Origin of the sequence: Sphingopyxis sp., assembly GCF_035998965.1 — a bacterium.
GTDB lineage: Bacteria > Pseudomonadota > Alphaproteobacteria > Sphingomonadales > Sphingomonadaceae > Sphingopyxis.
In genome coordinates this window covers 1-13677 of the sequence record NZ_DASYHE010000028.1, presented here as the reverse complement: position 1 = coordinate 13677, position 13677 = coordinate 1, and the positions used below count along the sequence as shown (strand labels likewise).

13 protein-coding genes are annotated in these 13677 nt (G+C 64.0%); 9 read left to right on the top strand and 4 right to left on the bottom strand.

Annotated features, from left to right (window positions below):
- The 3 genes from VGN68_RS03575 to VGN68_RS03565 all read right to left on the bottom strand — a co-directional run.
- On the bottom strand, positions 1-1047 hold a 1047-nt coding region (locus VGN68_RS03575), incomplete at its 3' end, for an efflux RND transporter periplasmic adaptor subunit (RefSeq protein ID WP_327473945.1).
- Between the two features lie 109 nt (positions 1048-1156).
- Entirely contained in the window at positions 1157-2464 is a 1308-nt protein-coding gene (locus VGN68_RS03570) for a TolC family protein (protein ID WP_037553274.1), read from the bottom strand.
- A gap of 65 nt (positions 2465-2529) precedes the next feature.
- Positions 2530-2892 carry a hypothetical protein gene (locus VGN68_RS03565; protein ID WP_003046504.1) on the bottom strand — a complete coding sequence of 121 codons (363 nt, stop codon included), beginning with the start codon at positions 2890-2892 and terminating at the stop codon, positions 2530-2532.
- Positions 2893-3338: 446 nt separating this feature from the next.
- On the opposite strand from VGN68_RS03565, the gene VGN68_RS03560 reads away from it, so the two are divergent.
- From VGN68_RS03560 to VGN68_RS03530, 7 genes are all read left to right on the top strand, one after another.
- Positions 3339-3713, top strand: coding sequence for a DUF3703 domain-containing protein (locus VGN68_RS03560; RefSeq protein WP_037553271.1), 375 nt, complete (start codon positions 3339-3341; stop codon positions 3711-3713).
- Between the two features lie 49 nt (positions 3714-3762).
- Positions 3763-4101 carry a hypothetical protein gene (locus VGN68_RS03555; protein WP_003046510.1) on the top strand — a complete coding sequence of 113 codons (339 nt, stop codon included), beginning with the start codon at positions 3763-3765 and terminating at the stop codon, positions 4099-4101.
- 65 nt (positions 4102-4166) lie between these two features.
- Complete coding sequence (locus VGN68_RS03550) at positions 4167-5402, top strand: TolC family protein (RefSeq protein WP_003046513.1); 1236 nt, start codon at positions 4167-4169, stop codon at positions 5400-5402.
- Entirely contained in the window at positions 5399-6661 is a 1263-nt protein-coding gene (locus VGN68_RS03545) for an efflux RND transporter periplasmic adaptor subunit (protein ID WP_003046516.1), read from the top strand. The genes VGN68_RS03550 and VGN68_RS03545 overlap by 4 nt, the downstream gene beginning before the upstream one ends.
- 17 nt (positions 6662-6678) lie before the next feature.
- Positions 6679-9840 (top strand): efflux RND transporter permease subunit, encoded by a 3162-nt coding sequence (locus tag VGN68_RS03540; protein ID WP_037553392.1) that lies wholly within the window; start codon positions 6679-6681, stop codon positions 9838-9840.
- A gap of 117 nt (positions 9841-9957) precedes the next feature.
- Positions 9958-10554: a cation transporter gene (locus tag VGN68_RS03535; protein WP_003046522.1), complete on the top strand. Its 597-nt coding sequence runs from the start codon at positions 9958-9960 to the stop codon at positions 10552-10554.
- A 418-nt stretch (positions 10555-10972) separates the two neighbouring features.
- On the top strand, positions 10973-12241 hold the full coding sequence (locus VGN68_RS03530) for a site-specific integrase (protein WP_327473940.1): 1269 nt from the start codon (positions 10973-10975) through the stop codon (positions 12239-12241).
- Positions 12242-12268: 27 nt separating this feature from the next.
- Here VGN68_RS03530 and VGN68_RS03525 read toward each other — a convergent pair whose 3' ends face one another.
- The gene (locus tag VGN68_RS03525; RefSeq protein WP_137865643.1) at positions 12269-12694 is read right to left on the bottom strand and encodes a DUF5990 family protein; all 426 of its coding nucleotides are present in this window, start codon (positions 12692-12694) and stop codon (positions 12269-12271) included.
- 103 nt (positions 12695-12797) lie between these two features.
- Between VGN68_RS03525 and VGN68_RS03520 the strand changes: the two genes are divergently transcribed.
- Together VGN68_RS03520 and arsC are read left to right on the top strand one after the other, a co-directional pair.
- On the top strand, positions 12798-13127 hold the full coding sequence (locus tag VGN68_RS03520; protein WP_137865644.1) for an ArsR/SmtB family transcription factor: 330 nt from the start codon (positions 12798-12800) through the stop codon (positions 13125-13127).
- A gap of 14 nt (positions 13128-13141) precedes the next feature.
- A complete protein-coding gene (gene arsC / locus VGN68_RS03515; protein ID WP_137865645.1) occupies positions 13142-13582 on the top strand; it encodes an arsenate reductase (glutaredoxin) in 441 nt (146 codons plus the stop codon).
- Positions 13583-13677 lie beyond the last annotated feature (95 nt).

Genomic DNA, 13677 nt, shown 5'->3' with positions numbered 1-13677 from the left:
GACGGTCACCTGCTGCGCGCGGAAGCCGTCCTTCGTGCGGACGAACACCACGTCGCGGCCTTCGAGCGTCTGGAGGGCTTCGTCCGCGATCACGATACGGGCCGGCCCACCGGTTTCGGCGCCGCGGCTCGGAAGCAGCCGCACCCGGACCGCCAAGCCCGGCTGGAGCGCCCCGGGTACGTCGAGCACGGCGGTTGCCGAGCGCGTGTCGCCCGACAGGCCGGGCGTGACGGCGCGCACGCGGGCATCGATCGTCCGTCCGTCGGGAAGTTCGATGATCGCACGGTCTCCGGGCGAGAGCCGCTGGGCATCGGCCGGACCGACGGCGGCCTCGATCTGCACCTTGCTGGGATCGGCAACGCGGAACAATTCGGTTTCGGGCTGAACGAAGGCGCCAAGGCTGGCGTTCTCGGCCGTGATCCGTCCCGAGATCGGGCTTGCCACGATGACGCTGCTGCCATCGCGCGTGACCTGCGCGGCGCTCGCTGCGGCACGCGCGCGCTGCGCTTCGGCCGCGGCGGCCGCGGCTTCGGCTTGCGCCTGCTCATAGTCGACGCGCGCCGACACCTTCTGGTCGAACAGGGTCTTCTCGCGGTGGAGATTTTTCTGCGCGAGCGTCGAGCGCGCATCGGCGGCAATCCGTTCGGCCGCAATCTGGGCGGCGTCGCGGCTTTGCACGATCGCGATCGTCTCACCGGCGCTGACCGGATCGCCGAGCCGCTTGAAGAGACGGGTGACCGCGCCGCCCGCGCGGGCGGTGACGATCGCCTCGCCGCTCGGCGCGGCGGTAACGGTCGCTTGCGAGATGATTTCCGAACCGAGTCCGCCGGCGCCGATCGTCTCGACGCCGATCTCGGCGGCCTTGATCGCTTCGGGCGTGATGGCGAGGCTGCTCGGAAGGGCTTCGCTCGCCGCTTCCTTTTCGCCTTCGGCAGCCGGCGCGGCGGCCGGGTCGGCGGTGCAGCGTGCAACGCCGAAGCCCGTGACGGCAGCGAGTATCATGGCGCCCGCGACAGTGCCGAGGAGACGCTTGTCCTTGGTGATCATATTCTATCTCCGCTGTTGATGCGGTTCGCGCGCCGACCGGCGGCGCACCCCTGTTGACTTGGAAGGACGATGGCGAAGGCGCCTCCGTCCACTGGAAGGCTCGGCGCGCTCATGGCTGATGATCCGCATCGCCGTCGGCGGCTGCCTGGCGCGATAGGATGGCGCGGGCTTCGGCCCGGGCCTGGCGCGCCGCGATCAGTTCGGCCTGCGTTGCCGCATAGGCCTGCTGCGCGTCGATATATTCGACGAGCGAGGACTTGCCGGCGCGGTAGCTGAGTTCGGCGAGCCGGACACCTTCGCGCGCCTGCTCGATGCCGCTACCCTCAAGCGCCGCGAGGCGGGCCTCTGCGGCTTCGAGTTCGGCCTGCGCATTGGCGATCTCCGCCTGAGCATTGACCACTGCATTCTCGCGCCGCGCAATGGCGGCGGCGACATCGGATTTGGCTGCCGAGATGTTGCCGCGGTTGCGGTCGAAGACGGGGAGCGGCACGGAAACATTGGCGATCAATGCGCGATCGCCGGTGTCGCGAAGCTGACGCACCCCGAAGCCGACCGACGGATCGAGCCGGCCATCGGCGCGCTGCCCCTGGAGCCGCGCTTCAGCAATCAGCTTCTCGGTTTCTGCCAAGCGAACGTCGAGCGTCGCGAGCGAGTCCACCGTCTCCGGTGCCACCCACATATCGCCTTCCATCAACTCGGCAGGCGGGACCGAGCTTCCAAGGAGCGCCGCGAGCGAACGCCGGGCGGTCCTTTCTTCGGCCTCGGCCGTGCGTAGCTCGGCGGTGGCCTGAACGAGAGCCGCATTGGCGCGGAACGCACGGAGCGGCGGCTCGTTGCCGGTATCGACCATGGCCTGTGCCACGCGGACGAGTTCGCGGGCACGCGCTTCATTTTCGCGTGCGAGCGCGAGGCTATCGCGGGCCGCGAGAGCGGTCGCGAACTGGTTGCGGACATCGAGCGCAAGATCTGCGCGTGCAATCTCCAACTTGTACTTCGCGGCCAGAAACTCGGCGTCGGCGAGCGTCATGCGCGACCGGCGCCGGCCCCCGATATCGAGACGCTGATTGACCGACACGGTCGTTTCGAGACCGTTCAGGCCCGAGTAGGGGCCGGTGCCTGCGAAATTCTCGACATCGACATTGAGCGTCGGATTGTAGCGATAGCCCGCCTGACGCTGGCGACCGCGAGCGGCCTCCACTTCGGCTTCGGCGGCAACCACGCGCGGCGAGCGCGCGTCGGCTTCCTCCATCGCCTGCGCGAGGGACAATCGAGCGGGAAGCGGGCCGGTACGCACGGCCTCGCCTGCGGAAGAAGGCGGTCCCACCAGCTCCGTCGCTGCCGACTGGGCAGCGGCGGGCGCGGAATTTGAGCCTGCAACGAGCGCCACGAGACTCGCGGCGACAACTATGGATTTCATGAAAAGGAGACTCCTGACGTTTCCAGGGAGAAGCGCACGCGAAGGGCACGCGCAGACCTAGAGCGTCAGGCGATTGGAGGGCGGAACGTCCCGATATAGGCGACGGGCGGCAAGGCGGCCGTCAGGATGCGCGTATGCGCTTCAGGGGCAGGCGTTTCGGTCGCTGCCGACAGCGATTCCGCCGGGACGCCCGAATGGTGACCGTGGCAGCCATGAGCGGCGGCAGGCACCTGCTGCTTTTCGCCGGGAGAGGATTTTTTCTTGTCGACTTCGGCGCCTTCGATCGCCGGTGCGGGAACGCAGCCGGCTTCGATCACAGCAACGAAAAGGCTCGCCTCGGCCCGATCCTCGGTCGCATGTGCGAGCGACCCCGCAACCGTTCCGGATGCAAGGAGAAGGGTCAGGAGGAAGAGGATCACCCGTCGCATTGAAACCGGCCCCTAGCATCGAAACGGCGCGGTGAAAAGTAGAAGATTTTCAATCAACTTCGGCGGCACTCTTCGAACCCCCGAACCGGCTCCGTAATTTTATCTCATGGAGGTAAGAGAGCAGTGCACCTTGCCCCTCTATAGTTGCAGATGCGCCTCAAGAAACAGGATATCGGCCGAACAATCACGCGTTAAGCACAATAATTCTACAATTGTCTTTCACTCTTATTTCTATCGCTTCGCTATTGGCTCCCGCCTCCTTTGTTCGGGACGACATTCGAGCGATATGCTTCCCGTGAGACGAGGGGGTAAATCGGACGCAGAGCGGCACAGCGTCCTGCCGGAACATCAGGGCTTGACCCTGTATCTACTACAGGGTGCAAGAGCCTGCCCTGCACAAAAAAGGGGGAAAGAGGATGGTGCCGCCGACAGTAAATCCCGTGAGCATGGCCGTCATCGAGCCGCTGCTGCGCGAGCAATATCGCCTGTTTTGCGAATCACGCCGAATCGGAGATGAAGCCGCTGCGTGGCAGGCGCTGGAATGGGAACATATATTGAGCCAGCCCTATATGGGCGCGCATCTCGCCTCCCACTGGCACATGTTTCGCTATGCGATCGAGCTCGGCGATGCCCGTGAAGCTACCGGTCAGGCAATGCGGTTCCTGCTCGTCCCGCTCGGTTCGCTGACCGGCCGCCTCCCCGCAGGGAATAATGGTCGCGCGCGGGTGAGCGCCTTCGAGCCGATGCCGATGCCGCAGGCCCTCGAAGCGCTGATCGAAACGGCCCGGTCGACGGAGAGCCGCGCTGCGCGAACCGATTGATCCGGTTTTGGACTTCCGGAACGGGTCATTCGCTGTTAGGGGCGCGACCATGTCCGGCGCTACCCTTCGCCTGTTGCTTGTGTTCATCCTGCTGCTCAGCGGGCTCCACAATGCTGCGCCGGCGATGGCGGGCATGACGCACCATGCGACGGATTCGCATCTTTCGCACCATGTCGAGCCGGGCCATGCGTCGGACAAGGACACGCAAAAAGGTCAGCAGGACGCCGACCTCCACGGCAGTCACCATAATTGCCCGGTCGCATCCGATCAGGCCCTTTCGGGTCATGACGATCTGTCCTGTTTTTCCGGCGGCCTGCACTTTGCGTTGCCCGCGACGCGCCTCGCTTCGCGCGCGCTCGCACCGCCCCTGAACCCTCCCCTCGCCTGAACGCCGCCTGCCGCGCGGCCCCTTTTCGGCCTGCGCTCAGTCGAATCGTTCAGGAGTGATCATTCATGCATATCCATATGCGCGCCGCCCTGTTGGCCGGGGCTGCGCTGCTGGCGGGGTCCGTTTGGGCCCAGCCGCTAACGCTCGACCAGGCGGTCGAGCGGGCCATCGCTGCATCGCCCGAGCTTAGAGCGGGCGAAGCGGGGGTCGACGCCGCGCGCGCCGACCAGCTGCAAGCCCGCGTCCGTCCCAATCCGACCGTGTCGGTCGACATGGACAATGGCGTCGGGACGGGCGGCTATGGCCTGTTCCGGCAATCGGAACTCACCGTCACCTATTCGCAGCCGCTCGAACGCGGGGGCAAGCGCGAGGCGCGAATGGCGCTTGCCGAGCGCGGTGTCGTTCTCGCCGAGGCGCAGTGGCGGCTCGTCCGGCTCGACATCGCCCAGGAAGTGCAGCGCGCCTATATCGACGTCCAGATCGCCGAGCAGATGGTCTGGATCGCAGAGGATCGCGTCAAACTTGAAAAGGAGATGCGGACCGAAGCGATCAGGCGCGTGCGCGGCTACAAGGATCCGCTCTTCGTCGAGACGCGCGCCGATGCCCGCATTCTCGAAGCCGAACTGGCCCTGAAGGAAGCCCAGGCGAAGCGGCAGTCCGCACGCGCATTGCTCACCTCCTTCTGGGGCGGCACGCCTGACAGCCTCGTTATCGCCGAGGGGATCGAGAAACCCGATCCGCGCGATCCGCCGCTCGCCGAAGCCGACGCGGCGGTCTTCGACGCCGCCGTCGACCGGGCCCGCGCGCAGGTCGTCGTCGAGCAGAGCCGTGCGCACCAGGACTATACGGTCTCGGGCGGCACGCGCTTTCTTCGCGAGACCAATGATGTCGCCGTTCTTGGCGGCATCTCGATCCCGCTCGGACGGTTCGACCGCAACCAGGGCAATATCGCCCGGGCGCAGGCCGAACGGCGGCAGCTCGAGTTCCAATCCGAAGCGAGCCGGCTCGAGCGGCTGCGGCGCCTCGCGTCGCTGCGCGCCGATGCCGACGCCGCACGCGTCCGGGCCGAGGGCATCATGAACGACGTCTATCCCAAGGCGGTGAAGACGCTCGGCCAGGTGCGCGAAGGCTATGCCCGCGGCGGGTTCCTGTTCGCCGACGTACAGGATGCCGCCGACGTCATCATCCAGATCCAGGGTCAGTGGGCCGAGGCCATGACACGCTACCGCGATTTGCTCGCGGAGATCGATCGCCTGACCGGCCGCTTCGATGCGGCTCCCCTTGCGGAGAATATTCCATGAAGAAGTTTCCATTTCCCGCCGCGGCTGCGGCGCTGTTCCTTGCTGTGCCTCTCGCTGCCTGCGGTGGCGGAGCCGAGGGCGAAGACAAGCATGAAGAAGGCGAAAGCCACGCTGAGGGCGAAGGCGAGGAAGATGCCAAAGGCCCGAACGGTGGCAAATTGCTCAAGAATGGCGATTTCGCGGTCGAGGTCATAATCTTCGAGAATGGCACCGAGCCGCAATTCCGCGTTTTCGCAACGCGGGACGGCAAACCGGTCGACCCGAAGGATGTCCAGCTCGCCATCACCCTCACGCGGCTTGGCGGCGACGTCGATCGCTTCACCTTCCGCCCGCAGGGCAAATTCCTCGCAGGGCAAGGTGTCGTCACCGAACCGCACAGCTTCGACGTCGAGGTTGTCGCGGTGACGGGCGGCAAGCGGCACGTTTGGAAATATGCGAACCCCGAAGGGCGCACGCGGATCGGGGCTGACGCCGCCAAGGCCGGAGGCATCGAAACCGCGGTCGTCGGACCGGCGACGGTGGGCGAAATGCGCGAACTCTACGGCACCGTCCAACTGTCGCCGACCGCCCGCTCCGAAATTCGCGGCCAGTTCCCCGGCCGCGTCGTCTCGGTGACCAAGGCGGTGGGCGACAGCGTCCGCCGTGGGGAACTGCTCGCGCGCATCGAGTCGAGCGAGAGCCTCCAGGTCTATCCGGTATATGCGACGGTCGGCGGCGTGATCGCCGAGCGCAACGCCAACCCCGGCGACGTCACCGACGGGCGCGCACTCTATGTGGTCACCGACCCGGCGCAGACCACGGTCGTCTTCAACATCTTCCCCCGCGACCTCGCGATCATACGTCCGGGCATGCGGGTGACGGTGGAGACGCAGGACGGCGCCGAAATCGCGACCGCGCCGCTCGGGCAGTTCCTGCCCGACGGCAATGTCGAGGCGGGCACTGCGCTCATCCGCGCGACCATCCCGAACCGCTCGGGAACGCTCCGCCCTGGCATGGCCTTGCGCGGCCGCGTGATGGTCAACCCCGTCACCGTGCCGCTTGCCGTGCGCACCGAGGCGATCCAGCCCTTCCGCGACTTCAAGGTGGTCTATGCCAATTTCGGGCAGGACTATGAGGTCCGGATGCTGAAGCTCGGCCGTTCGTCGCCCGAATGGACCGAGGTCCTGTCGGGCATCAAGCCCGGCACCGCCTATGTCACCAAGGGCAGTTTCCTCGTTCGCGCCGACATCGAAAAGTCCGGCGCGGGCCACGACCATTGATCGGGGAGCAGGATAACATGCTAGCCAGAACCATAGGCTTTTCGATCCGGCAACGATGGCTCGTCCTCGCGGTGGTCGCGCTCCTCTGCGCGATCGGCGCGTGGAGCGCGACCAAATTGCCCATCGACGCCGTTCCCGACATCACCAACGTCCAGGTCCAGATCAACACCAAGGCGGAAGGCTATTCGCCGCTCGAGTCCGAGCAGCGCATCACCTATCCGATCGAGACCGCGATCGCGGGCATCCCGAACCTCAACTATACCAGGTCGATCTCGCGCTATGGCCTGAGCCAGGTCACTGTCGTCTTCGAGGACGGGACCGACATCTATTTCGCGCGCCAGCAGGTCAACGAGCGGCTCCAGGCCGCGCGCGGCCAGCTTCCGCCCGGGATGGAGCCCGAAATGGGCCCGATCTCGACGGGCCTCGGCGAAATCTTCATGTTCTCGATCGAGGCCGAACCGGGCGCGCGAAAACCCGACGGCACGCCTTATACGGCGGAAGACCTCCGGACGATGTCCGATTGGGTCATCCGGCCGCAGATGCGCACGATTCCGGGGGTCGCCGAGATCAACACGATCGGCGGCTATGCCCGCCAATATCATGTGACACCCAACCCGGCCTCGCTCGCCTCGCTCAATCTCTCGCTCAACGATGTCGTCACCGCACTCGAGGCCAATAATGCCAACCGCGGGGCCGGTTATGTCGAGCGCAGCGGCGAACAGATTCTGATCCGCGTGCCGGGTCAGGCCAATAATGAGCGTGACCTGTCGCAGATCATCGTCACCACCCGCGGCGGGGTTCCGATCCGGATCGCCGACGTCGCCGATGTCGCGATCGGCTCGGGGCTCCGCACAGGCGCCGCAACCGAAAATGGCAAGGAAGTCGTCCTCGCGACGGTCTCGATGCTGATCGGCGAGAATCCGCGCGTGGTGGCGCAGGCCTCGGCCGAACGCCTCGTCGAAGCCTCGCGTGCGTTGCCGAAGGGTGTCGTTGCCAAGCCGCTCTACGATCGCACCGCGCTCGTCGAGCGGACGATTTCGACGGTGCAGAAGAATCTCGCCGAGGGCGCGCTGCTCGTCATCGTGATCCTGTTCCTGCTGCTCGGCAATTTCCGGGCCGCGCTGATCACGGCGGCGGTCATTCCGGTCGCGATGCTGATGACGCTGACGGGCATGCTCCAGACGCGGACATCGGCAAACCTCATGAGCCTCGGGGCGCTCGACTTCGGCCTCATCGTCGACGGGGCCGTCATCATCGTCGAGAACTGCCTCCGCCGGCTCGGCGAGGCTCAGCACAGGCTCGGACGCCTGCTCGACCGCGACGAGCGCTTCGGCCTAGTCGCTTCCGCAAGCGCAGAAGTGATCAAGCCGAGCATCTTCGGCATTATTATCATCACCGCAGTCTATCTGCCGATCTTCGCGCTCGAGGGCGTCGAGGGCAAAACCTTCCATCCGATGGCGATCACCGTCGTCCTCGCGCTTACCGCCGCTCTGCTGCTGTCGCTCACCCTGGTTCCGGCCGCGGTGGCGCTGTTCGTGACCGGCAAGGTCGAAGAAAAGGAAAATTGGCTGATGCGCGGGCTCGGCAAGGGCTACCGCCCGATGCTCGACCGCGTCCTCAATTGGCCGAAGGCTGCGCTGGCTGGTGCTTTGGCGCTTGTCGCGCTGAGCGGCGTGGCGGCGACCAGTCTCGGGTCCGAGTTCATCCCGGACCTCGACGAAGGCGATATCGCGATGCACGCGATGCGCATTCCGGGGACGAGCCTCACCCAGTCGATCGCGATGCAGGAGGCGCTGGAGAAGAGGATCAGGCAGTTCCCCGAAGTCGAGCGGGTGTTCGCGAAGATCGGCACTCCCGAGGTAGCGACCGATCCGATGCCCCCGTCGGTCGCCGATAATTTCATCATGCTCAAGGACCGGAAGGAATGGCCCAATCCGAGAAAGACGCGCGACCAGCTCGTTGCCGAACTCAACAAGGCGGCGAACGAGGTGCCAGGGAACAATTATGAGTTCACCCAGCCGGTGAAGATGCGCATGAACGAGCTGATCGCCGGCGTTCGCGCCGACGTGGCGATCAAGTTGTTCGGCGACGACCTCGATCAATTGCTCGAATCGGGGCAGGCGATCGAGGAAGTCGCGGGCGGGATTGCGGGCGCGCAGGACGTGAAGCTCGAACAGGTCACCGGCCTGCCGATGCTCTCGGTCACGCCCGATCGCGACAAGCTCGCGCGCTACGGTGTCAGCATGGAAACGGTGCAGGATGCGGTTTCGACAGCGACCGGCGGCCGTCAGGCCGGCGAGCTTTTCGAGGGTGACCGCCGCTTCGACGTCATCGTCCGGCTTCCCGAGGCCATTCGCACCGATCTCGCGTCGCTCGGCAATCTCCCCGTTGCACTTCCGGCCGGCGGCTTCGTGCCGCTTTCGGAGCTGGCGGAGATATCGCTCGCGGCGGGGCCGAACCAGATCAGCCGCGAAAATGGCAAGCGCCGCGCGGTGATCACGGCGAATGTTCGTGGGCGCGATCTGGGCTCGTTCATCGACGAGCTCACGCAAAAGGTCGAAGCTGAGGTCGTGCTGCCCGATGGTTACTACATCGAATATGGCGGCACATTCGAGCAGCTTCAGTCCGCGACCGAGCGCCTCCAGATCGTCGTGCCGCTGGTGCTGCTGCTGATCTTCGGGCTGCTGTTCATGCTGTTCGGCACGGTGCGCGATGCTGCGATCGTCTTCTCGGGCGTGCCTCTGGCGCTGACGGGCGGGGTCGCGGCGCTGGCGCTGCGCGACATTCCGTTATCGATCTCGGCGGGCGTCGGCTTCATCGCTTTGTCCGGGGTCGCGGTGCTGAACGGCGTGGTGATGCTATCCTTCATCAAGGATCTGCGCGAACGCGGAAAAGCGCTCGTCGAGGCGATCCGCGAAGGCGCGCTGACCCGCCTCAGACCGGTGATGATGACGGCGCTGGTGGCGTCGCTCGGGTTCGTACCGATGGCGCTCAATGTCGGGGCTGGGTCCGAGGTGCAGCGGCCGCTGGCAACTGTCGTCATCGGCGGGATCATCTCGTCGACGATCCTGACTTTGCTCGTGCTGCCGGCCCTGTACCTCCTGGTCCATCGACGGACCGCGAAGGCCGAAGAGGAAGAGCTGGCGCGCCCGAGCAGCGTCCCCAGCCCCGAAGGCTGAGACACTCCCGGATGGCCGCCATTCCCCCCTGTCGGCGGCAACCGAGAGTGCTGACTGGGGCGGAACCCAAGCGGGTTCCGCCTCCTTTTAGGGATGGTGAGGATTGAGGAGCTTGCAATGAATGAAAAAGCATCCGGGAGCGAACGCGAAAAGCGAACGCTCCAGATCGTTCTCGTCCTGAACTCGGCTATCGCGATCGCCTTCCTCGTAACCGGCGGGCTCGGCGATTCGAGCGCGCTCATCGCCAATGGGCTCGACAATCTGTCCGACGCCGCGGTCTATGCCTTGAGCCTCGTTGCGCTCAGCCACGGCCTGAAATGGAAAACCCGTGCTGCCACGGCATCGGGTGTCATGCTGCTGGTCTTCGCGGCCGGCGTCCTGTTCGATGTAGGACGGCGCTATTTCGAAGGCAGCGAACCGATCGGTCCGACAATGATGATCATGTCGGCCGTCGCTGCGGTGGTGAACTATGCTTGTCTGAAGCTCTTGCAGCGCATTCAGGATCCGGACGTCAACCTCAGAGCCGCGACAACCTTCAGCTACAACGACTTCATCTCGAACGGCGGCATCCTGATCGCGGGTGTCCTCGTCTGGTGGCTCGGTACGAACTGGCCGGACCTTCTGGTTGGATTTGCGACTGCGCTGATCGCGATCAAGGGCGGCATCGAAATCCTTCGCGACGCCCGCCAAGAGGCCAAACAGCAGAAAGATTAGAGCATGTGAGGCGTGTCGGATCGGCGGAAGAATGTTCGGACCTCTGCGAACAACGTCGCCGATCCTGCCCTAGAGGCACCCGACAGCTCGCTCCCATCATATTACGTCCTTATTACGCGAGGCAAAAATCGAGCCCACGTAACGACGCGTATTACGCCGCCATTCGGCGTAAGTGTCTGAAATTGTTAGGAAAACTGGAGCGGGCGAAGGGATTCGAACCCTCGACCCCAACCTTGGCAACTTGACCTTCAAACTTTTCTATCGTTTCCGAAACTACTCTATCTTCTTATTTTTGCTAGTTTTCTTGCGCTTCTCTTTCACCTGCTATATCCTGCAATTGCCTCCGGTTTCCACCAAACGGGAGACATTTTGGAGACACTGGCGATTTTCGAAGTCGTGTCTCCAGCAGGAGTTTTGTATGCCGACCGCAAAGCTGACAAAGCGGGCCATAGACGCCCTCGTTCCGCCAGAAACCAAGCACCTCATTCTATGGGATTCAGAGGTGAAGGGCTTCGGCCTGAGGATCATGGCGTCTGGGCTGAAGACCTTCGTCGTCCAGTATCGAAACGCCGAAGGCACCAAGCGGCGCATGAACCTTGGCCGATTTGGCGTTCTAACCGTCGATCAAGCCCGCGATTTGGCGAAGTTGAAGCTCGCCGAAGTCATTGTCGGAGAAGATCCTGCCGACAAAGTTCGGCAGGATCGCAAAGGCATGACCGTTGCGGAGATGTGCGATTGGTATCTGGTGGAGGCGCGCGCGGGCAATATCCTCGGCCGCAAGAATCTTCCGATCAAGGAATCGTCGCTCGGGATGGATGAGAGCCGCATTCGCACGCACATCGCGCCCCTGCTCGGCAATCGAATCGTCAAACATCTGAAAATCGCCGACATCGAGCAGATGCAGACAGACGTGAAGAATGGGAAGACCGCCAAGCCTCGAACCGGAGGCCGGGGCGGCATGGCTACCGGCGGACCCGGCGTCGCAGGGCGGTGCGTCGGCACGCTGCAGGCCATCATCGGACATGCGAAGCATAAGGGGCTGCTCGAAACGCATCCGACAGAGGGGGCGAGGAAGCTTGCCAGCAAGAAGAAGACGCGCCGGCTGAGCATTGCCGAAATAGAGATGCTCGGAAAAGCGATCGCCTACGCCAAGGCTATTGGGGAAAACCCTGTCGCGCTTGGCGTGCTGCGCACATTACTGCTCACAGGCTATCGGCGCCAAGAAGGTCAGGCGATGCGCCGCAGCTGGCTACATGCCGAGCGCGGCTACGTCGCCTTTCCCGATACGAAGGGCGGCGCACAGATCCGGGCGATCGGACCCGCCGCCGTTCGTGGGCTCGAAGACCAGACAGAGATAGCGGGTAATCCGCATCTGTTTCCGTCCGCTGTTGGGAATGGTCCGTACACCGCGGTCAGCGACTGCTTGCGGCGCGTGTGCAATTTGGCTGGAATAAAAGGTGTGACGCCTCATACGCTTCGCCATACGTTCGGAAGCGTCGCCGGAGACCTGGGATTTTCGGAGCTCACGATCCGTGCGATGCTCGGGCATGCTTCGCAGAATGTAACGCAAGACTATGTCCATATCGACGAAGCACTGAAACTGGCCGTCCGGCGCACCTCGGACGAAATCGAGCGACTGCTTGCCCTCGGCGCTGCGAAGCTGGAGACGATGCGCCACGCTGCATGATCGGCAGAGACCAGGGAACGTTCGGTGTTAAGCTAGACGGCGTCCGGTCGTGCGCACCGTTGCGCAGGCGGGCGTACCGTCTTTGCCAGTGCCATTGACCGAAATCTCGATCCGGTGCCCACCCTTTGCTGCAGCATCGAGCAGCTGCTGATCGATATCGTGGATGTCGATCTTCATTCGCCGGGTCCAGGGCGACGCCGGGTCGCCGGCCGCTTGCCCGACACGAATATAGACAAACCGGCGCTCGGGACCTTCGCGCCGCACCTGGTCGCCGAAGAATTTCGGGCCGGGGCCGACGCGGATGACAAAATCGAACGGAAGCGCCTCGCCAGTCTTCGAGTATTTCGGATCGAGCGGACGGTCGTCCTTGGCTTGCAAGCTGTGGAGAACGCCCACCACCGGCTGTTCGATGACGATCCGCATGGGGATTTCGATCTGACTTTCGCGTGCCATCTGCAATCTATAGCCTGATTGGCGCATCGCTCAAATTGCGCTGGTCCATCGGATATTCCCGATAGAATTTGACGAATGCCTATTCATCGGATAATCCCGATGCATGAATATGGATTTGGCACTACCCGCCCTTGCCGCGCTGGCGCACCCGACACGCCTCGAAGCCTTTCGCCTTCTTGTCCGGCACGAGCCCGAGGGACTTTCGACCGGTAAGCTCGTCGAAGCATCCGGTCTGTCTCAAAGCACCTTCTCGACCCATCTCGCGGTGCTGGCGAAAGCGGGCCTCGTGCGATCGGAGAAAGATGGGCGCCAGATCATTCAACGCGCCCATATTGACACGTTGCGCGACCTGATGCTCTTTCTTGCCAAAGACTGCTGCCAAGGCCGGGCGGAACTCTGCGAGCCGCTGCTCGCCGAACTCGCCTGCTGCTGAGGGAGACTGGCTCCATGACCGACATCATCATCTACCATAATCCCGAATGCGGGACGTCGCGCAACACGCTCGCGCTGATCCACAACGCTGGCATCGAGCCGCATGTCATAGAGTATCTGAAGACGCCGCCGGCGCGAGCCCTGCTCGAACAATTGATCGAGCGCGCCGGCATCACCGCGCGCGACTTGCTCCGCGAAAAGGGCACACCTTATGCCGAGCTGGGCCTCGGTGACCGGGCCCTTACCGACGAAACGCTGATCGACGCGATGATAGAGCATCCAATCCTCATCAACCGGCCCTTGGTCGTCTCGCCGCTCGGCGTGAAGCTTTGCCGCCCCTCCGAAGAAGTGCTCGCCCTCATCCCGGCGCGCCAGCGCGGCGCCTTCGCGAAGGAAGACGGCGAACAGGTTGTCCGCCGTCAGCACCAATGGCACAGATTTGAGGTTGTGATTTAAGGAGGATCTGGGCTTCGTCGTAGTGACGAAGGAACGAAGATGAAGCCCAGATCCTCCAATGTAAAATCGCCCGCCAAGGCCCCAGCAGAGCGGGT

What these genes read in the sequence shown, in the direction of transcription:
- VGN68_RS03570 (WP_037553274.1), bottom strand. Translation starts at nt 2,464, where the DNA reads ATGAAATCCATAGTTGTCGCCGCGAGTCTCGTGGCGCTCGTTGCAGGC.
- VGN68_RS03565 (WP_003046504.1), bottom strand. Translation starts at nt 2,892, where the DNA reads ATGCGACGGGTGATCCTCTTCCTCCTGACCCTTCTCCTTGCATCCGGA.
- VGN68_RS03560 (WP_037553271.1), top strand. Translation starts at nt 3,339, where the DNA reads ATGGCCGTCATCGAGCCGCTGCTGCGCGAGCAATATCGCCTGTTTTGC.
- VGN68_RS03555 (WP_003046510.1), top strand. Translation starts at nt 3,763, where the DNA reads ATGTCCGGCGCTACCCTTCGCCTGTTGCTTGTGTTCATCCTGCTGCTC.
- VGN68_RS03550 (WP_003046513.1), top strand. Translation starts at nt 4,167, where the DNA reads ATGCATATCCATATGCGCGCCGCCCTGTTGGCCGGGGCTGCGCTGCTG.
- VGN68_RS03545 (WP_003046516.1), top strand. Translation starts at nt 5,399, where the DNA reads ATGAAGAAGTTTCCATTTCCCGCCGCGGCTGCGGCGCTGTTCCTTGCT.
- VGN68_RS03540 (WP_037553392.1), top strand. Translation starts at nt 6,679, where the DNA reads ATGCTAGCCAGAACCATAGGCTTTTCGATCCGGCAACGATGGCTCGTC.
- VGN68_RS03535 (WP_003046522.1), top strand. Translation starts at nt 9,958, where the DNA reads ATGAATGAAAAAGCATCCGGGAGCGAACGCGAAAAGCGAACGCTCCAG.
- VGN68_RS03530 (WP_327473940.1), top strand. Translation starts at nt 10,973, where the DNA reads ATGCCGACCGCAAAGCTGACAAAGCGGGCCATAGACGCCCTCGTTCCG.
- VGN68_RS03525 (WP_137865643.1), bottom strand. Translation starts at nt 12,694, where the DNA reads ATGGCACGCGAAAGTCAGATCGAAATCCCCATGCGGATCGTCATCGAA.
- VGN68_RS03520 (WP_137865644.1), top strand. Translation starts at nt 12,798, where the DNA reads ATGAATATGGATTTGGCACTACCCGCCCTTGCCGCGCTGGCGCACCCG.
- arsC (WP_137865645.1), top strand. Translation starts at nt 13,142, where the DNA reads ATGACCGACATCATCATCTACCATAATCCCGAATGCGGGACGTCGCGC.